Genomic DNA, 18,079 nt, shown 5'->3' with positions numbered 1-18,079 from the left:
CGGAACAGGCCGGATGCGTTCGCACGCACCATCGAAACAGGAGGAAACGTCATGCCGTGGTTCATCCTAGTGCTCGTCATCGCCGCTCTCGCGCTCGTCTACGTTCAGGCACGCGCCGCATGGTGGCTTGCCTTCATGATCGTCTGGGTGGCGGCCGCGCACGTGAGCGGTGCCGCGGGCGCGGTGGCCACCACGCTGCTCGCCATCGTCTTCGTCCTGCCTGCCCTCGTGCTCGCGCTCAAGCCGCTGCGCCGCGCGTGGCTCGCGAGGCCCGTGCTCGACATCTTCCGCAAGATCCTGCCGGAGATGTCGCCGACCGAGCGTGACGCGATCGAAGCCGGCACGGTCTGGTGGGACGCCGAACTGTTCTCGGGCCGCCCGCACTGGGACAAGCTGCTCGGCTACGGCCCCGCCACGCTGAGCGCGGAAGAACAGTCGTTCCTCGACGTCGAATGCGAGCAGCTGTGCGATCTCGCGAACGACTGGGACACCACCATGATCTGGCAGGACCTGTCGCCGCAAACCTGGCAGTACATCAAGGAGCGCGGCTTTCTCGGCATGATCATTCCGAAGCGGTACGGCGGCAAGCAGTTCTCCGCGTATGCGCATTCGCAGGTCATCATGAAGCTCGCCACGCGCTGCTCGGCCGCCGCCGTTTCGGTGATGGTGCCGAACTCGCTCGGCCCCGCCGAACTGCTGATGCACTACGGCACCGACGAGCAGAAAAACCACTATCTGCCGCGCCTCGCCCGCGGCGAGGAAATTCCCTGCTTCGCATTGACGAGCCCGTACGCCGGTTCCGATGCAGCGGCGATTCCGGATGTCGGCATCGTATGCCAAGGCACGTTCGAAGGCCGCGAGACGCTCGGTTTTCGCGTCACGTGGGACAAGCGCTACATCACGCTCGGACCGATCGCGACCGTGCTCGGTCTCGCCTTCCGCGCGCTCGATCCCGACCATCTGCTCGGCACGAACGATGAACCCGGCATTACCTGTGCGCTGATTCCGACCGACCATCCGGGTGTGAACATCGGCCGGCGTCACTGGCCGCTCAACGCGGTGTTCCAGAACGGTCCGAACTCGGGCAAGGACGTGTTCATTCCGCTCGACTGGGTGATCGGCGGGCGCGCGCAGGTCGGCAACGGCTGGCGCATGCTGATGGAATGCCTCGCAGCGGGCCGGGCGATTTCGCTGCCGTCCTCGAATGTGGGAATGGCGAAAATCGCCGTGCGCGGCACCGGCGCTTATGCCGCGATTCGCCGCCAGTTCCGCACCGCCGTCGGCAAGTTCGAAGGCGTGCAGGAAGCGCTCGGCCGCATGGGCGGCAACCTGTATGTGATGGACGCCGCGCGGCGCCTGTCGGCGCACGCGGTGGACCTCGGCGAAAAACCCTCGGTGATTTCGGCGATCGCCAAGTATCACATCACCGAGCGCGCCCGCATCGTCATCAACGACGGCATGGATATCGCCGCCGGCAAGGGCATCTGCATGGGGCCGTCGAACTTTCTCGCGCGCGCCTATCAGCAGGTGCCGATCGCGATCACCGTGGAAGGCGCGAACATTCTCACGCGCTGCCTGATCATTTTCGGCCAGGGTGCGATCCGCTGTCATCCGTATGTGCTGAAGGAAATGGCCGCCACGCGCGAAACGGATCGCGCGAAGGCGCTGCGCGATTTCGACGCAGCGTTCTTCGGCCACGTCAGCTTCACGCTGTCCAACGTGGTGCGCAGTTTCGTGTACGGCGTGACGGGTGGCGCGTTCATCGCCAGGCCGCGCATGGCCCATGCGCCGCTGCATGCGTACTATCGCGCGGCGACCCGCCTTTCCACCGCATTCGCGCTGCTCGCCGACGTCTCGATGTTCGTGCTCGGCGGCGATCTGAAACGCCGTGAGCGCATCTCCGCGCGTCTGGGCGACGTGCTGTCGCAGCTCTACCTGATCTCGGCCACGCTCAAGCGCTTCGAGGACGAAGGCCGTCAGGAAGAAGACCTGCCGCTGGTCCGCTGGGGCGTCGAGGATTCGCTGTACAAGGCGCAACACGCGCTCGACGGCGTGCTTGCCAACTACCCGAACCGCGTCGCCGCCGGCCTCGTGCGCGTGCTCGCGTTTCCGTTCGGGCTGCCGCACCGTGAGCCGTCCGACCGCCTCGGCAGCCAAATCGCCGAACTGATGCAAACGCCGGGCGCCGCGCGCAACCGTCTGGTGTCCGATTCATACGTGCCGCATCCCGATGTCGATGCGCTCGGCTACGGCGAGCTGGTGTTCGAACTGAACCCGCGCTTCACGCAGATCGACCAGAAGCTGCGCGAGGCGGTCAAACAAGGTCTGCTCGAGCCGATGCCGCAGAGCCTGCCGCAACTGGCCGCATGGACCGACGCGGCGCAGAAAAAAGGCCTGCTCGACGCCGACGAACGCCGCGTGCTCGACGACTACGCGCGTTATGGCGCACAAGTCGTGAAGGTGGACGATTTCCCCGCCGACTTCGACATGCTTGCCAATCTGCAAAAACGCAAGGAGACGCTGGAAAAGGCGCTGGAGCTCGCGGCCTGAGTTCGGCGCCGGCCTGGCCGGCTTGTAAAAAACATCCGGGAAAGGCGCGCCGCGTGCGCCGAACTCGGTGCACACTGACACACGTTCGACGCCTCCAATCCCGCGAGGGACTTCGTTCGGGACGGGGGCCGCCTGCGGGGCGTGGCCAGCGGAGCAATCAATAATATGAACGACTCTTATCTGAACTTCGTCAATTCGCCGTTCGGCGCGCGCGTTGCGCGCTCGCTCGGCCTGCCGAAGCCCGAGGTGCTGCGCCGCTACCGCGCCGACCAACCCGAGTTCGGCGGCCTGATGGCGATCGGTGCGGGCCGCGAACCGCAGCTGCTCGACGCGCTCGCGAATCTCGTAACCGGCATCGGCGTGACGAGCGTCGCGCATGAAAGCGCCGGGCTGTGGGTGCCGCTCGCCAATCGCCACGGTCTGATGACGGGGCGTTTCGAAGCGGCCGAGTCCGGCTCCCAGGGCAAACTCGCAGCCCTGCTGTTCGACGCGAGCGGGATCGAAGACAGCACCCAGCTCGAACCGCTGCACGGCTTCTTTCACGACACGTTGCGCTCGCTCGGCCGGTGCGGACGCATCATCGTGCTGGGACGGCCGCCGGAAAGCTGTGCGACGCCGCGTCAGTGGACCGCGCAGCGCGCGCTGGAAGGCTTCACGCGTTCGCTCGGCAAGGAAGCGCGGCGCGGCATCACCGCCAATCTGGTCTACGTGGAGCAAGGCGCCGAAGGCCGCGCTGAAGCGACGCTGCGGTTCTTTCTGTCACCGCGTTCGGCTTATGTGTCGGGTCAGGCCGTGCGCGTGGCCGCGGCCGGCGCGGGCCTTGAGGCAACATCCACGTTCGACTGGCACCAGCCGCTCGCGGGCCGGCGCGCGGTCGTGACCGGCGCCGCGCGCGGCATCGGCGCCTCGATTGCGAGCGTGCTGGCCGCCGAAGGCGCGCACGTGATCGGCATCGACATTCCAACGGCCCGTGAAGCGCTCGACGCCACCATGCGTCAACTGAACGGCACCGCGCTCGCGTTCGACATCGCCGCGCCCGAAGCGCCCGCGCAGATCGCCGCCGCGCTCGACGAACAGGGCGTGGATATCGTCGTGCACAACGCCGGCATCACGAAGGACAAGACCATCGCGAAGATGACCGAGGCCGCGTGGCAAAGCGTGATCGACATCAACCTGTCCGCGCAGGAGCGGATCGACGACGCCCTGCTCGCCGCCGGCATTCTGCGCGACGGCGGCCGGATCGTTGGCGTGTCGTCGATCAGCGGCATTGCCGGCAATCTCGGCCAGACCAATTACGCCACCTCGAAGGCCGGCGTGATCGGCCGGGTGCAGAGCATGGCGCCGCAACTGCGCGCACGCGGCATCACGATCAACGCGGTCGCGCCCGGCTTCATCGAAACGCAGATGACCGCGAAGATTCCGCTCGCGATCCGCGAAGCCGGCCGCCGCATGAATTCGTTGAGCCAGGGCGGCCAGCCGGTCGACGTCGCGCAGACCATTGCGTGGCTCGCGCATCCGGGATCGGCGGGCGTGAGCGGCCAGGTCGTGCGCGTGTGCGGACAAAGCCTGATTGGAGCGTGACCATGAGCGAGCCGGGGGATCCGTTCGGCGGCAGTCATGCATCGAACACAGCGCGGCCGGATGCGGTGCGGCCGAGGACCGTCGTGATCGACACCTTGCCCGCGCCCGCGAAGCTCTATGCGCGCGCGTTGTCCGGCATCGTCAAACGCGGGCGCGAGACGCATCTGCCGCCGCTGCGTCTCGTGCGCCCCGCCGTTGCCCTGGAGCCGGGGCAGATCTGGCGTTACGCGCGCGTGTGCGGCTTCATTCCCGAGCACGGCGTGCCGCTCACGTATCCGCATCTGCTCGCCTTTCCGTTGCATCTGCTGATGCTGACCGACCCGGCGTTTCCGTGGCCGGCGCTCGGGCTCGTGCATCTGGCCAACCATGTGCGCCTGCGCCGGCCGCTCGCCTACAAGGACATGCTGCGCGTCGAAGTGGAATTCGGCGCGCTGCTGCGCCACGACAAAGGCCAGGCGTTCGTGCTGCATACCCGCATGTACCGGCGCGGCGAAGCAGTGTGGGACGGCGACAGCGTCTATCTGAAGCGCGGCGTGCCGGCGAGCGGCAGCGTGCTCGATCCGCTCGAACTCGGGCCCGAACCGCTGCAACGCATCGCACGCTGGCAGCTCCCGTCGCAACTCGGCCGCGACTACGCCGGCGTTTCCGGTGACTACAACCCGATCCATCTGAGCGCGCTGTCCGCGAAGGCCTTCGGTTTTCCGCGCGCGATCGCGCATGGCATGTGGACGCTGGCGCGCGCCGCCTCCGCGCTGCAACCGCCGAAGCCGCTCGCGGAAGCCACGCTCAGCGCCGAATTCAAACTGCCGATGCTGCTGCCCGGCGAGGTTTCACTGTGGAGCGCGTCGCCTTCGCTGATCGAACGCGACATTGAAGTGCGCGACATGGGCGGGCAGAAACCGCATTTGCGCGGCCGCATGCAGTGGAGACTGCAATGAGGCATGCGCACCGGGCATCGAGTCGTGGAATTCGGACCCGCTGAAACCGTTGTTGTATCAGGACCGTCGTGATCAGGCATCACCGCAATCGAAGCATATGCACCATTCGCACCATTCAATAAAACCCGGGAACGACCCGAAGGAGCCGAGCATGTCCAACCCGCCGCCAGCCGTACGCCGCGTCGCCATAATCGGGGGCAACCGGATTCCGTTTGCCCGCTCGAACACCGCCTACGCGACCGCGTCGAATCAGGACATGCTGACCTTCACACTGCAAGGCCTGATCGACCGCTACAACCTGCACGGCGAACGGCTGGGCGAAGTCGCGGCAGGCGCTGTCATCAAACATTCACGCGACTTCAATCTGACGCGCGAATCCGTGCTGTCCACCACGCTGGCCAAAGAGACGCCCGCGTACGACGTGCAGCAGGCCTGCGGCACCGGACTCGAAGCTGCCATCCTCGTCGCCAACAAGATCGCGCTGGGGCAGATCGAAGTGGGCATTGCGGGCGGCGTCGATACGACTTCCGATGCGCCGATCGGCGTCAACGAGCGGATGCGCAAGATCCTGCTCGAAGCGAATCGCGGCAGGAGCACCGGGCAACGCGTCGGCGCGCTGAGCAAACTGCGGCCCGGCATGTTTTTCAAGCCGCTGCTGCCGCGCAACGGCGAGCCGCGCACGGGCCTTTCGATGGGCGAGCATTGCGAGCTGATGGCGAAACGCTGGAACATCTCGCGCGAGGCGCAGGACGTGCTCGCCTACGACAGCCACCGCAAGCTGACGGCGGCGTACGCGCGCGGCTTCGTCAACGATCTGATGACACCGTACCGGGGTCTTGCGCAGGACAACAATCTGCGCGCCGACCTCACGCTCGAAAAACTCGCGAGCCTGAAGCCCGTGTTCGACCGCGACGCCGGCACGCTGACCGCCGGCAATTCGACGCCGCTCACCGACGGCGCCTCCGCGGTGCTGCTCGCGAGCGAGGACTGGGCCGCGCGGCATGGACTGCCCGTGCTCGCGTATCTGAGCTGGTCCGAAACCGCCGCCGTCGATTTCTTCGACAGGAAAGAAGGCCTGCTGATGGCGCCGGTGTACGCTGTGCCGCGCATGCTGGCGCGCGCCGGACTCACGCTGCAGGACTTCGATCTGTACGAAATTCACGAAGCGTTTGCCGCACAGGTGTTGTGCACGCTCGCGGCATGGCAGGATGACGAATATTGCCGCACGCAACTCGGTTTGCCGGGCGCGCCTGGTGCGATCGACCGGGCGAAACTGAACGTGAATGGCAGCTCGCTTGCCACGGGTCATCCATTCGCGGCAACGGGTGGGCGCATCGTCGCCGGTCTCGCGAAAATGCTCGCGCAACTCGACAAGCCGGCCGGCACCGCGCGCGGGCTGATTTCGATCTGCGCGGCGGGCGGCCAGGGGGTGGTCGCGATTCTGGAGCGCTGAGCGGCGTGAGGTTTTTCCCACTCGCTTCGCGGCGTGTTTTTGCTTCGCGCGCTGCCGCAATCGCGCGGAGTGCTTCGATGACTGACTGACCGACCGCAGGATCAACACACAAACAGGTGAAGCTGCAGCTTCAGCCACTATCTTGCATGGGACCGGGACGAGCGCCACAGCACCACAGCGCCGGCTCCGGTCGACCGCTTTGCATGGGAGACGATCATGACGCAGTCCACTCAAACCCCGCTTCCGCCTGCCGCCGATTCCGCGCCGCAGGACGCAGCAAACCCGGCGCCTGCTTCCACGCAGACTCAGGCGCCCGACCACGCGCCCAACACCGACGGCATCTGGTACGCGTCCTATCCGGCCGACGTGCCGCACGACATCGACGTCGCGCAATACGAATCGGTCGTGCAGTTCTTCGACGAATGTATCGCCCGGTTCCGCGAGCGTGTGGCCTACGTGAGCGTGGGCGCGAACATGACCTACGGCGAGCTCGGCCGCAAGGCCAGCGCATTCGCGGCGTATCTGCAAAGCCTCGGCGTGAAGCCGGGCGAGCGCGTGGCGATCATGCTGCCGAACACGTTCCAGTACCCGGTGTCGCTGTTCGGCGTACTGAAGGCCGGCGGCGTGGTGGTCAACGTCAATCCGCTCTATACGGTGCGTGAACTCGCGCATCAACTGAAGGACAGCGGCGCGCAAACCATCATCATGTTCGAGAACTTCGCGAAGACGGTTGAAGACGCGCTGCCCGGCACCAAAGTGCAGAACGTCATCGTGACCGGCCTCGGCGATCTGCTTGCCGACGGCCTGAATCTGAAGGGACGTCTGCTCAATTTCATGCTGCGGCACGTAAAAAAGATGGTGCCCGCGTACAACCTGCCCAAAGCCGTGCCGCTGCTCGAAGCGCTTTCGATCGGCTACTCGCGGCCGTTGACGCCCGTGCGCCCCACGCATGCGGACATTGCGTTCCTCCAGTACACGGGCGGCACGACCGGCGTCGCCAAGGGCGCGATGCTCACGCACAAGAACATCATCGCCAATCTGCTGCAGGCGAAGGCGTGGTCCGAAGGGCAACTGACCGGCGACGTCGAAACGGTGCTCACGCCGCTGCCGCTCTACCACATCTATTCGCTGACCGTGAACGCGCTGATCTTCATGGGGCTCGGCGGGCGCAACATTCTGATCGCCAATCCGCGCGACATGAAGCGCGTGATGATGATCATCCGTCACGAAAAATTCACCGGCATGACCGCCGTGAATACGCTCTACAACGCGTTCCTCGAAAACGAGGAATTCTGCAAGCGCGACTTCTCGGATCTCAAGCTCGCGATGGCCGGCGGCATGGCCACGCAGAAATCGGTGGCCGAGCGTTTCAAGGCGGTGACCGGCAAACCGATCATCGAAGGATACGGGCTGACCGAATGCTCGCCCATCGTCTCGATGAATCCGGTCGATCTGGCCAACATGCGTGACTTCGAAGGGTCGATCGGTTTGCCCGCGCCGTCCACTCACGTGCGTTTCAGAAAGGACGACGGCAGTTGGGCGAACATCGGCGAGGCGGGTGAATTGTGCGTGAAGGGGCCGCAGGTGATGAAGGGCTACTGGAATCGCCCGGAGGAGACCGCCAAGGTGATCGACGGCGACGGCTGGCTCGCCACCGGCGACATCGGCGTGATGGATTCGCGCGGCTTCATCCGCCTGATCGACCGCAAGAAGGACATGATCCTGGTGTCGGGCTTCAACGTCTATCCGAACGAAGTCGAAGACGTGATCGCAACGCATCCGGACGTGCGGGAAGTGGCGGCCATCGGCGTGCCCGATGCCGCGCAAGGCGAACGGGTGAAGGTGTTCATCGTCCGGCGCAATCCTTCGCTGACGGCCGAACAGGTGATTGCTCATTGCCGCAAGAACCTGACAGGCTACAAGGTGCCGAAGCTCGTCGAATTCCGCGACGAGCTGCCGCAAACCAACGTAGGGAAAATTCTGCGCCGCGCACTGCGCGACGAGGAACTCGCGAAGCAAAAGCCTGCCTGACAGAGGTTGCGCCTCGCATCGCCTTACGGAGAGATTCATGAAGCACCGCATGTCCGCACGCTCATGCCGCACGCCGGCCTTCATGCACCTCATCCGTGATTCAGCGCAAGCCGCCCGCTTGTGGGCGTCGCGCCATGCACCGTTGCAAAGCGCGCCGTCGCGCGGACTTCTGCTCGCCGCGCTCATGGCCGGCACGGCCGCACTGGCCGCGCTGGCCACTCCCGCCGCGTTCGCGCAAAACGACGACACGCCGCCCGCGCTCGATACCGTCAGCGCCGTCAAGGCGCCGGCCACGCCGGCCTCGCAGGTGAGCAAGCTCACGCTGGATCAGCAGGTCAAATGGCTGCGCGCCGCGCAACAGAGCGGCGCGTTGGAAAAGCTCGGCGACGCCCAACTGGTCGCGCTATTCCAGTCGCTCGATCCGCTCGCGTTGCCGCGCTATATCAAGGAAGGGCCGAACGGTTATCCGTCGTACGAGTTCACCATGTCGCGTTCCGAACGCATTCACGGCAGCTGGCCCGACAAGCCCGATCACATGCTGGTGCGCCTCACGCACGACCCGCTGCGAATCTACGCCACGTGGCTGCCCGACGGCGGCCACGCGGGTCAGGAAGTCATCTACGACGAGTCCAAGCGGACCGACGAATTGTATGGACACCTGGGCGGCATCCTGAATGTGATGCCGCTGTGGACTTCGCTGAATGGCGCCCTCGCCCACTCGCAATCGAACCATGACGTGCGCGATCTCGGCACCGAATACATTGCGAACCAGTATCTCGACGAAGGCAAAAAGTACGCTGCCGCCGGCTTGCCGCGCTCGTCCACGGTGGAAGTCAAAACGATCGACGGCGTACGTGTGGTGGCTTTCACCTTCGAAACGCCGATGGGCCAGCCGCAGTTCTACGCGAAGAAGGAAACGCTCGGCCTCGATCTGCGGCATCCGTATTTCCGCAGCGTCGAGTCTTACGACAACGACGGCAATATCTTCGAGAGAATCGTGTTCGAAACCATCACGCCGAAAACCTTCGACGACTCGACGTTCGATCCGAAGAACAAGGCATACAGGTTCTAGCGCGGCACGCGCGGCGCGAACACGAACGCAACATGGGCCGGTTGCGCGTGAGCGTCCGCGCCCTGTTCGCGAGTGTGTTCGATCCGGTGTCCCGCACTCGTCGCGAGTTCGCTCAGGACGAAATAATCCGAAACGCGCGTGAGGCCGATCAGCGAGGCCGGCGCATGCGTGGACGTCGCGCGAAGAAGCGGTGCGAGTGTCGTGTACCAGAGCATGCCGATATCGTCGCCGGTTTCGAACACGCGCCACTGCCTGTGCACGGCATAGCCGGCGAGCGCGGCGCCGTGGGCCAGCGTGGAATCGGCGAGCGCCACTGTGTTGCCATGAACCGCGCCGTGCGCGAGCCACGGCCACGCGGCGCCTGCCACGGTTGGCAGACAGGCGCCGGTCATCATGAAAGTGCGGCGGTCCATTGATCGCTCCTGTCGTCATTGAGCGCGTGCGGCGCACGCCTCAGGTGTAGCCTCGCCGGTCGCGCCACGCCGCCGGCCAGATGCCCTGCTTGCCCGGCGCGAGAATGCCGTTCGGGTCGAGCGCGTCCTTGATCGTTTCCGAGAGCCGCAGCAGAGCACCGTCGTTGAAGCTGTATTGGGCCGCGGCAAAATCCATATATGCGAGATGCGTGCGATATTCGCCGTAGCCCGCCGCGCGCGCGTCGCTGATCAGCGAACGCACCAGCGCGCCGGCCTGCTCGACCTGGTTCGCGTCGTCGCGGTCGAAGATCGCCGCGAAAATGTGATGCAGATGCCGCGCGCCCGCCGTAAAACCGCCGTAGTAATCGAAGCCGTATTCCGCGGCGCGCGTTTTGACCATCGTGTATTGACGCAATGCGTCGCGCCCGGTCGCCGGACACACCGGCGCGAAGTCGACGTGCGCGCCCGCGCCGCCGCGCCAGTCGAGCATGCGAAACGCGGTCATTGCCGGAATGCCGGCGAGATTGCGATCGCCGCCCGCGGTGGGCTGCGCATCGCCCGCGTAACGCCTGGCGGAGAGCCGCGCCTGCGGCACGCGGGCGAACGCGCGCTGCACGAGCGCATAGCGCGCGTCGATCAATTCAGGCGTACCGTATAGCGCGAAATGCAGATTCCAGCGGCCCACATCCAGCTTGTCGAGCATCGCGGCCACCGCGCTTTCGGGCATCGCGCCAGGGCCGTCATACCACTGCGCGCGCGCGGACAGGCCGGCCGCGCGGCGCAGGCCGCCTTCGATCACCGCGTGATTGCGGATCGTTTCATCGAGCCGCAACGGCCGCAAAATCTCCACGATCGTTTCGAGATCCGCTTCATGACGAAACTGGATTTCGCCAAGCAGATACGCGGGCGGCGCGGGCATCAGCCAGATGCCCAGCTTGGTGACGATGCCGTAGTTCGACTGCATGAACATCGCATCGAACGAGGGTCCGTAACCCGGCTGATACAGCTGCCACGCGGTGCCGATTTCGATTCCGCCCATGCCCGTGCGCAACACGTCGCCGTTGGCCAGCACCACTTCCATGCCGCACTGCGCCGCCGCGTGATCGCCGTAGTCCGTATAGCCGAAGCCGCGCTCGAGCGTATTGCCGACCACACTGCCCCAACCGGCCGCGGGCGGATCCACCCACAGCCTGTAGCCCTTCTCGCGCAGATACGCGTACAGATCGAAGTAACTGACGCCTGGCTCGACCAGCGCATAGCCCATTGTCTCGTTCACTTCGAGAATGCGGTTCATCCTGTGCAGATCGAGCACGACCGAACCGGTGAGGCGCGGCGCCGCGCCGCCGTAGGCGAAGTTGCGGCCGGTCGAGACGGTCCATAGTGGAATGCGAAATTGATTGGCAATCCGCAATATCGCGCGGATCTCGTCGACGGAGCCGGGCATGAGCGCGGCGCTGGCCGAAAACGCTTCGCGCTCGCCGGGCGCGAACGGATCGAGATACGCGGCGAGCGCGTCCGCCGAGCTCACCACCTGCGGCTCACCGACAATCGAGCGCCAGGCCGCGAGCGCGCGCTCGAACTGCGCGGCGGATACCTTCGGCGGCAAGCTGCGAATCAAAGCCTCTCCTTGGCCGCCACGCGAGCGGGCGGCAACGGGTTAGCGGCGCATTCCACCGCCGCCGTGCGACATGCCGCCCCATGCGTGCATGGGCGGCGCGCCGTGCCAACCGCCGTGGCCGCCCACCACATACGGTCCGCGCACGCCTCGCACATAGCGCACATGATCCATGTGATGAAAATGATGAAAGCGGTCGATGAACACGAACGACACGCCGACACCGAATACGACCGCCGGCCCCCAGTACCACGGATCGTAGTAGTAGGCCGCGCCATCCGCCAGCGCCTGAGCGGCGGCATCGTCATCGACGATCTGCCACGTGCCGTCCGGTTGCAGGCACGCGCGGCCGGTGATCTGCTGCATGACGCCGTCGATTTCCGCCTGCCCCGCCACGAACCGGCACGTCGACCCGTCGCCTGACAGCGCGTCGTCATCCGCGTGCGCCGCGAGCGGCGCCGCGCACGCAGCGCCCAGACACAACCAGACTATGCCGCGATACAGCCGGCTGCCGAACTGATGAAATGTGAGCATGATTTTGCTGCCTCGACGCGCCGGCGTTGCGACCCGCAAAAAACGTGTCGGCACCGTGAAGACACCGTCGGTTTGCCTTGCTCGAAACCGTGTCGTGAACACGCATGGGTGCGCGGCCACAACACGATCCAGCAAGCAGTAAACGAAGCCCTTCGCGACGCTATTCCGCATGCGCCGCGGCGGCGCGAACGGTTTGCGTTACGGCGTGTTGCAGACCCGGCGCGGCAGCCGACCGGCCCCGCGACCGCCGCTACTGCCACGACTCCGGTTTGCCGCCGAGCGCGCTGCACACGTCGATGGCGATGGTGCGCAATTTGCCTTCCGCGATCGGCCCGGACAGCGCGTAGCCCGTGCCGTCGTTGATCCAGTAGAAGGTGCGCCGGTTGCCCTCACGGAACAGGCGGAACGCGGTTTCGTCGCGCGACGTGCCGGTGACGTAGAGCGTGAGGCGCGCGCCGCTGCCGTTCTCGTACATGAATTGCGCCGCCGGTCCCGCTTCGCCCGGCAGAAGCCGCCCGCCCACCAGCGAGTAACCGTATTCCTGCAACGAAGGAACCGAGAGCGGCCGATTCAGCCGTTTGGAGAGCCAGTTGATCAGATGCTCTTCTTCGCTCGCGGCCACTTCCACCGGATGCCGCCGCTCCGGCGTGTACACCGCGTAGGCAATGTCCGCGCGCTCGGCGAAGCTCGGCGGCTGGCCGCCCAGACCACCCCACGCGCCGCCGGTCAGGCGCGGCGCGAGCGGCCCCAACGCGAGCGCGAGCCCCGCGCCCGCCGCCAGCCAGCAGGCCGCGACACCCGCGCGCTGCCACCACGGCGTCTTGCGGCGCAACACGATGAAGGCCGGTTCGTCGGCGGCATCGTCCTCACGGCGTTCGTTGCGCGCGTCACGCTCGCTGCGCGGCGGCGCCCCGCACAGCGCGCGCAATGCGGCTTTCTGCGCACGCCATGCAGCCACGCGCGCGGCGGCCTGCGGATGCAGCTTCAGTTGCCCCTCGATCGCGGCGCGCTCCGCGCCCGGCAATTCGCCGTCGACAAACGCCGACAGCGCTCGCAGATCGAGCCCTTCGGGCAAGCTGGAATCGTAGTCGTCGCTATTCATCACGGATTTCTCACTACTTTTAACGGCGTAGTTTTACGCGCCGGCCCCTCGGCCGGTCCCTCCGTCAGCAACGCGCGCATGTGTTCTCGCGCGCGCGACAGCCGCGACATGACCGTGCCGATCGGCACGCCGAGCGCGCTCGACGCTTCCTGATAAGACAATTCCTCCACGCAGACCAGCAACAGCACTTCGCGCTGTTCGACCGGCAGACAATACAGCGCGCGCTGCAGATCGCGCAGCACGAGGCCGTCCACTTCGCCCTGAGGCGCTTCGAGGTTGCGCCACGGCGCGCTTTCGTCGTCGACGGCAATCTCGCGGCGGCCGCGCAACTGGTCGATATAGAGATGCCGCAGGATCGTCAGCAGCCATGCGCGCAGATTGCTGTCCGGCCGGAACGCCGCCCAGCGCGCGAACGCCCGCTCCGCCGTATCCTGCACGAGGTCGTCGGCCCAGGCGCGGTCGCCCGTCAGTGCGCGCGCGTAGCGGCGCAACTGCGGGAGCCACGAAATCACTTCAGCTTCGAAATTCACCCGGCGTGTGGCGTTCAGTAGCCGCCGCCACTGCTGTTGCCGCCGCTCGTGCCGGAGGCGCCGCCATCGGTCGTGCAGGCACTCGTCGCAAGCGTACCGGCCGCGAGCGCGAGCACGACGAAAACGGCGGAAAGAATGCGGGATACTTTCATGGTGAATCTCCTCATGAGCGCCCGGACGCCTTGTGCGAGCCGGGAAGCCGGTCGGCCACGCGCACGATGCAGCGCCGCCATGCCTGATATAACGCGGGCAGGCGCCGGTTTATTCCGCCGAAGGCACGGCGATGCGCCATCTTTTTCCGCCACCCGTGCAGCCAAGGCGTGCGAGTGGCGGATGAACGCGGCATTCGTCCGCAGATTCGTAACGCAACGTTACAGTCAATAGTTATCAGATGCTTATGCGCCCACAAGCCGTTATAGTGGACGCAGTTCGCCCGCCGACGCGTTCCGCCCCCACACAGGGTAGAATCGCGGCGAACAACCGTCTTCCTAACCTGAATTGTCCATGGCTTCCGCAGAATCGCATCCGCAAAACGACTTCATGAACGCTGCGCGCAAAGAACGAAAGCGCGTTGAGATCTATCTTGTCAACGGCATCCGCCTGACGGGGTGCATCGAGTCGTTCGATCAGTATCTGGTGATGCTGCGCACGCCTGTCGGCCTGCAAGGCATCTACAAGCGCGCCATCTCGACGATCCAGCTCGACACCGGCACGCGTCCGGCTCCGCGCGCGGGGCGTCCTTCGCATGGCGAGCACACCACGCGTGGGCCGCACGGTTCGCGCGAACCGCGCGATCATCGTGAGCCGCGCGAACCGCGTGAACCGCGCGAGTCGTATGGCGCGCCGTCTTCGGACCGGCCTGCGTCAGATCGTAGCAGCAGCACGTCGGACGGCCCGGTGGTCGTGACGCGCCGCCGGCGTCTGTTCGGCACGGGCGGCGACGGTGGCAATCATGGCGGCAATCACGGTGGTAGTGGCGGTAACGGTGGTAACGGTGGTAACGGTGGTAACGGTGGTAACGGTGGTAACGGTGGTAACGGTGGTAACGGCGGCAGCACCGAGTGAGCCACCGCAGCAGCGCTCGGCTACTCCGCTGAATGGCCGAGCCGCTGCAGGATTTTTTCCAGGCGCATCACCTGCAGTTCCGTCAGTTCGAATCTACATTTAACCGCCAGCACGCGGCGGCGCCAATATACGGCGTCCAGCATGCGCTGCGCCGGCTGCTTCGTTGCCCAATCCAGATGATCCAGTTCTGCTTCCACGACGTGTGACGCATTGAGGCGCTGCGCGCACGCGGTTTTTTTCCGGTTCATGTTATTCGCTGCCTTGTTGTTCACAGGTTCTGGTTGCGCCCCTCCCGAGCTGACACTGCCGGCCCGCGGCATGCGTTGCGGTCTGCCGGCCCACGCGGTCGGCGAATGATTTTGTTTTTTCCGCGCCGCTTTCCATCGACACACGGAAAACGAGTCGATGCGCATTGGTTTTAAGTTTTGGCTGATGAAGCCGCGTCGGCTCCAGCCTCGCGCTTCGGCTCGCGGTTTTGATGCTCGCGCGGATGGCGCGCGGTCTCAAGCCGTTCGGCCGATGTTCGCCGATGCCCGCTTTGCGCTATGCTGGATTGCCGACTCTCTTCTAACGGAGCACGTCATGACCAGCAAGAAGCACCCCGAGACTCATCGCGCCGAAACACCCACGCCCGCCGAATCGGAAGACAGCCGGCTCGATGAGGCGCTAGAGGAAAGTTTTCCTGCCAGCGACCCGATCGCCGTGGATACGGGCGACCCGCATCATGCGGAAGAAAAGGGAGCGCCTTCGGAGGGAAAGAAGCGGCATTAGAACTTGCCGCAGTGCTCTCGCGCGGACATGGCGAAACAATGCCGCGAAGAGGGGTTGGGGTTGCGCCACCGCACATGCGGTGGGCGAGGCGCGAGCGCTCGTGTGTGCCAGACATCTGAGGGAATCGCCAGGCCGCGCGGCGCCATGCGTGACACGCGTTTCTGAGCAGGCGCACCCGGCGTGGGAGGTGGGAGGCAGCCGGTACTGCTGCTCCGCGCCGCCCTGCCCACCCGATGTTCTTCAGACCGCCGCCCTCAGTGCGAGGGCAAGCCGCTTTCCAGCTGGCGCTGCAGTTCACGCACCTGACGCTGCGCGGCACGCAACTGATCTTGCGCGGAAGCCTTCTGCTGAGCGAGCGCCGTAGCTTCGGCGCGGGTCTGCTGCTGCTGGCTCGCCACGATGGTCTGCTGCTGGCGCGCCACATCCAGATCGGCCTGCAGACGGTTCGCGCGGTCTTGCGACAACGCGATCATCCGCTCCGTAAACGCTTTCTGCGCCTCGAGCTGCGTGCGGCGAATCTCGACGTCCGACAGCTGCACCGTCTGACGCACGAAATCCTTGTAGATCATGTCGGCACGCGCGGCGTCCTGGGTCTTGATGACACGCCAGAAATTTTTCTGCTGGAACAGCGCCACGTAGTACGTCATCTCCTTGCCGTAAAACAGCAAGCTCGCGCCGTAGCTACCGTTATAGGTGGTGCGCAATTCGCTCAGATCCGAGCCGTGGATCATCTGCTGCAATTCCGCCACATTGCCCGCGGCGGACTGCTTCGCTTCGTCGGGCGTGAGCGCCGACGTCTGAGCCTGTCCTGCCGGTGGCGTTGCCGGCAACGCCACCGTCGCGCCCGGCTGGGAAACAACGCCGCCCCCGGCGCCAGCACCCGCGCTGCTGTCCGGCAGAGACTGCGCATTCACGCCCTGCGCTGCCCCGATCGCGATGACTGCGGCGAAGGCAATCTGTCGTAGTTTCGACTTTCGGTCCATGTAATTCCTGCTTGAACAGTTTTTGTTTTAGTACAACCGTCTCATTATTACTCACTTTCGCGTGTTTCGGGCTCTTCGTCGAAAATTTGGTATTTGCGCATCTTCTCCCACAGAACCTTGCGGCTGATGCCCAGGTAGAGCGCGGTATCCTGGCGCCGCCAACCGTTTGCGTCGAGCGCGGCCAGCACGCGGTTGCGTTCGGCCATGTCCCACTTGCTGCGGTCCACCAGCACCTCGGCGACGCTTTCGGCCGGCACCGGCTGACTGGTGCGCGCGAGCGCGAGCAGGCGTTGCAGGCGCGCCGCGTCCCACGCACCGATCTGGCGCACGGTCACGCCGATGCGTTCGGCCAGGTTGCGCAGTTCGCGCACGTTGCCGGGGAAGTAGGTGTCCGCGACGGCGTCGGCGAGCCAGTACGGCAGGTCGGGCAGCGCGGCGAGACGCTCGGTGCCGACGATCTGCGCAATGAACGCCTTGAAGATGGCGATCTTGTCGACGGCGCCCCGCTCTTCCAGTGACGGAATTTTCAACTCGATCACGGCAAGCCGGTAGTAGAGGTCGGCGCGAAACGTGCCGTCTTTCACCAGTTGCGGCAGCAGTTTGTTGGTCGCCGCCACCAGCCGGAAGTCGAGCTTCACCGGCGTCGCCGAACCAATGCGCGTCACCGCGCTGTCTTCGAGCACGCGCAGCAGCTTGACCTGCTGATAGAGCGGCAGATCGCCGATTTCGTCGAGGAACAGCGTGCCGCCGTCGGCCTGCTCGAAGTAGCCTTTGTGCGCGACCACCGCGCCGGTGAACGAGCCTTTCGAGTGACCGAAGAACAGCGACTCGAACAGCCCGTCCGGAATCGCGCCGCAGTTCACCGCGACGAACGGGCCTTGCCCGTAGCGGCTATGTTTTTCGTGCAGCAGTTGCGCGATGCGCTCCTTGCCGACGCCGGTTTCGCCATGCACCAGCACACTGGTGTCGCAATCGGCGAAGGTGTCGACTTCGTGCAGCAGCGCCTGCATGCACTCCGAGTTGGCGATCATCGCGTCGGACTCGTGCGTCTTCGCGCTGTGCGCGCGCATTTGCAGCACGAGCTTCATGACCATGCCACGCAATTCGGCGCAGGTGAAGTCGAGCGGCAGGATATGCGAGTACTCGGACGGATAGGTGGCCGGATCGTGTTCGCGCGGCGCGGCGCCGACCCACACTACCGGGATGCCGTGCGCCGCCTGCCAGTCGCGCAGGATCAGCGCGCCGCTGTCGATCACGGATACGCTGATGATTGCGAGCGACGGCCGCAGCGCGGTCCGCTCGGGCGAGATCGCGATATCGTCAGCACGGATCACTTCGACGTCGAAGCTCGCCATGCAGCGCGCGACCCGGTCGACGATGTCGGCCTTGCCCTCCCAGACGTAGATATCGAGTTCCTCGATTTTGGTGGTGGTTCTCATCT

General features: G+C 65.4%; 17 protein-coding genes. 8 read left to right on the top strand and 9 right to left on the bottom strand.

Going from position 1 to position 18,079, the window contains the following annotated elements; genetic code table 11:
* Window positions 1-51 precede the first annotated feature (51 nt).
* From BXE_RS08220 to BXE_RS08195, 6 genes are all read left to right on the top strand, one after another.
* Window positions 52-2,550, top strand: a complete 2,499-nt coding sequence (locus BXE_RS08220) for an acyl-CoA dehydrogenase (protein ID WP_011487890.1) — start codon at window positions 52-54, stop codon at window positions 2,548-2,550.
* 165 nt (window positions 2,551-2,715) lie between these two features.
* Entirely contained in the window at window positions 2,716-4,131 is a 1,416-nt protein-coding gene (locus BXE_RS08215) for a 3-oxoacyl-ACP reductase (protein WP_011487889.1), read from the top strand.
* A gap of 2 nt (window positions 4,132-4,133) precedes the next feature.
* The gene (locus tag BXE_RS08210; RefSeq protein WP_011487888.1) at window positions 4,134-5,069 is read left to right on the top strand and encodes a MaoC family dehydratase; all 936 of its coding nucleotides are present in this window, start codon (window positions 4,134-4,136) and stop codon (window positions 5,067-5,069) included.
* A gap of 151 nt (window positions 5,070-5,220) precedes the next feature.
* Window positions 5,221-6,522 (top strand): acetyl-CoA C-acetyltransferase, encoded by a 1,302-nt coding sequence (locus tag BXE_RS08205; RefSeq protein WP_011487887.1) that lies wholly within the window; start codon window positions 5,221-5,223, stop codon window positions 6,520-6,522.
* Window positions 6,523-6,738: 216 nt separating this feature from the next.
* The gene (locus BXE_RS08200; protein WP_011487886.1) at window positions 6,739-8,553 is read left to right on the top strand and encodes an AMP-binding protein; all 1,815 of its coding nucleotides are present in this window, start codon (window positions 6,739-6,741) and stop codon (window positions 8,551-8,553) included.
* 37 nt (window positions 8,554-8,590) lie between these two features.
* Window positions 8,591-9,625 (top strand): DUF1571 domain-containing protein, encoded by a 1,035-nt coding sequence (locus tag BXE_RS08195; protein WP_095211912.1) that lies wholly within the window; start codon window positions 8,591-8,593, stop codon window positions 9,623-9,625.
* On the opposite strand, the gene BXE_RS08190 is transcribed toward BXE_RS08195, so the two are convergent.
* The 6 genes from BXE_RS08190 to BXE_RS46445 form a co-directional block, all read right to left on the bottom strand.
* The gene (locus BXE_RS08190; RefSeq protein ID WP_011487884.1) at window positions 9,622-10,038 is read right to left on the bottom strand and encodes a hypothetical protein; all 417 of its coding nucleotides are present in this window, start codon (window positions 10,036-10,038) and stop codon (window positions 9,622-9,624) included. The two genes, BXE_RS08195 and BXE_RS08190, sit on opposite strands and share 4 nt — an antisense overlap.
* Before the next feature lie 40 nt (window positions 10,039-10,078).
* Window positions 10,079-11,656: an FAD-binding oxidoreductase gene (locus BXE_RS08185; protein WP_011487883.1), complete on the bottom strand. Its 1,578-nt coding sequence runs from the start codon at window positions 11,654-11,656 to the stop codon at window positions 10,079-10,081.
* Window positions 11,657-11,695: 39 nt separating this feature from the next.
* Window positions 11,696-12,187, bottom strand: a complete 492-nt coding sequence (locus BXE_RS08180) for a hypothetical protein (RefSeq protein ID WP_011487882.1) — start codon at window positions 12,185-12,187, stop codon at window positions 11,696-11,698.
* A gap of 250 nt (window positions 12,188-12,437) precedes the next feature.
* A complete protein-coding gene (locus BXE_RS08175) occupies window positions 12,438-13,289 on the bottom strand; it encodes an anti-sigma factor family protein (protein WP_011487881.1) in 852 nt (283 codons plus the stop codon).
* On the bottom strand, window positions 13,289-13,819 hold the full coding sequence (locus BXE_RS08170; protein WP_011487880.1) for a sigma-70 family RNA polymerase sigma factor: 531 nt from the start codon (window positions 13,817-13,819) through the stop codon (window positions 13,289-13,291). The genes BXE_RS08175 and BXE_RS08170 overlap by 1 nt, the downstream gene beginning before the upstream one ends.
* 14 nt (window positions 13,820-13,833) lie before the next feature.
* Window positions 13,834-13,971: a hypothetical protein gene (locus BXE_RS46445; protein ID WP_167540871.1), complete on the bottom strand. Its 138-nt coding sequence runs from the start codon at window positions 13,969-13,971 to the stop codon at window positions 13,834-13,836.
* Window positions 13,972-14,323: 352 nt separating this feature from the next.
* Between BXE_RS46445 and hfq the strand changes: the two genes are divergently transcribed.
* Window positions 14,324-14,884, top strand: a complete 561-nt coding sequence (gene hfq, locus BXE_RS08165; protein ID WP_011487878.1) for an RNA chaperone Hfq — start codon at window positions 14,324-14,326, stop codon at window positions 14,882-14,884.
* A 20-nt stretch (window positions 14,885-14,904) separates the two neighbouring features.
* Here the strand turns inward: hfq and BXE_RS08160 are convergent, their stop codons facing one another.
* Entirely contained in the window at window positions 14,905-15,132 is a 228-nt protein-coding gene (locus BXE_RS08160) for a hypothetical protein (RefSeq protein ID WP_038458068.1), read from the bottom strand.
* A 334-nt stretch (window positions 15,133-15,466) separates the two neighbouring features.
* Here BXE_RS08160 and BXE_RS08155 point away from each other — a divergent pair, with 334 nt between their 5' ends.
* Window positions 15,467-15,655: a hypothetical protein gene (locus BXE_RS08155; RefSeq protein WP_038456406.1), complete on the top strand. Its 189-nt coding sequence runs from the start codon at window positions 15,467-15,469 to the stop codon at window positions 15,653-15,655.
* 254 nt (window positions 15,656-15,909) lie between these two features.
* On the opposite strand, the gene BXE_RS08150 is transcribed toward BXE_RS08155, so the two are convergent.
* On the bottom strand, window positions 15,910-16,638 hold the full coding sequence (locus BXE_RS08150) for a DUF2968 domain-containing protein (RefSeq protein ID WP_011487875.1): 729 nt from the start codon (window positions 16,636-16,638) through the stop codon (window positions 15,910-15,912).
* A 47-nt stretch (window positions 16,639-16,685) separates the two neighbouring features.
* Window positions 16,686-18,077 carry a sigma 54-interacting transcriptional regulator gene (locus BXE_RS08145; RefSeq protein ID WP_007182264.1) on the bottom strand — a complete coding sequence of 464 codons (1,392 nt, stop codon included), beginning with the start codon at window positions 18,075-18,077 and terminating at the stop codon, window positions 16,686-16,688.
* Window positions 18,078-18,079: the final 2 nt, after the last annotated feature.

It is taken from the genome of Paraburkholderia xenovorans LB400 (assembly GCF_000013645.1).
GTDB classification, from domain to species: Bacteria; Pseudomonadota; Gammaproteobacteria; order Burkholderiales; family Burkholderiaceae; genus Paraburkholderia; species Paraburkholderia xenovorans.
Note: the sequence above shows the minus strand (reverse complement) of the source record. Positions and strands in the feature narration are given on the sequence as shown.

Bases quoted from the DNA above. Each gene is read 5' to 3' on its own strand.
- BXE_RS08195 (WP_095211912.1), top strand. From the start codon at position 8,591: ATGAAGCACCGCATGTCCGCACGCTCATGCCGCACGCCGGCCTTCATG.
- BXE_RS08145 (WP_007182264.1), bottom strand. From the start codon at position 18,077: ATGAGAACCACCACCAAAATCGAGGAACTCGATATCTACGTCTGGGAG.
- BXE_RS08215 (WP_011487889.1), top strand. From the start codon at position 2,716: ATGAACGACTCTTATCTGAACTTCGTCAATTCGCCGTTCGGCGCGCGC.
- BXE_RS08180 (WP_011487882.1), bottom strand. From the start codon at position 12,187: ATGCTCACATTTCATCAGTTCGGCAGCCGGCTGTATCGCGGCATAGTC.
- BXE_RS08220 (WP_011487890.1), top strand. From the start codon at position 52: ATGCCGTGGTTCATCCTAGTGCTCGTCATCGCCGCTCTCGCGCTCGTC.
- BXE_RS08160 (WP_038458068.1), bottom strand. From the start codon at position 15,132: ATGAACCGGAAAAAAACCGCGTGCGCGCAGCGCCTCAATGCGTCACAC.
- hfq (WP_011487878.1), top strand. From the start codon at position 14,324: ATGGCTTCCGCAGAATCGCATCCGCAAAACGACTTCATGAACGCTGCG.
- BXE_RS08175 (WP_011487881.1), bottom strand. From the start codon at position 13,289: ATGAATAGCGACGACTACGATTCCAGCTTGCCCGAAGGGCTCGATCTG.
- BXE_RS08155 (WP_038456406.1), top strand. From the start codon at position 15,467: ATGACCAGCAAGAAGCACCCCGAGACTCATCGCGCCGAAACACCCACG.
- BXE_RS08190 (WP_011487884.1), bottom strand. From the start codon at position 10,038: ATGGACCGCCGCACTTTCATGATGACCGGCGCCTGTCTGCCAACCGTG.
- BXE_RS08150 (WP_011487875.1), bottom strand. From the start codon at position 16,638: ATGGACCGAAAGTCGAAACTACGACAGATTGCCTTCGCCGCAGTCATC.
- BXE_RS08205 (WP_011487887.1), top strand. From the start codon at position 5,221: ATGTCCAACCCGCCGCCAGCCGTACGCCGCGTCGCCATAATCGGGGGC.
- BXE_RS08200 (WP_011487886.1), top strand. From the start codon at position 6,739: ATGACGCAGTCCACTCAAACCCCGCTTCCGCCTGCCGCCGATTCCGCG.
- BXE_RS46445 (WP_167540871.1), bottom strand. From the start codon at position 13,971: ATGAAAGTATCCCGCATTCTTTCCGCCGTTTTCGTCGTGCTCGCGCTC.
- BXE_RS08210 (WP_011487888.1), top strand. From the start codon at position 4,134: ATGAGCGAGCCGGGGGATCCGTTCGGCGGCAGTCATGCATCGAACACA.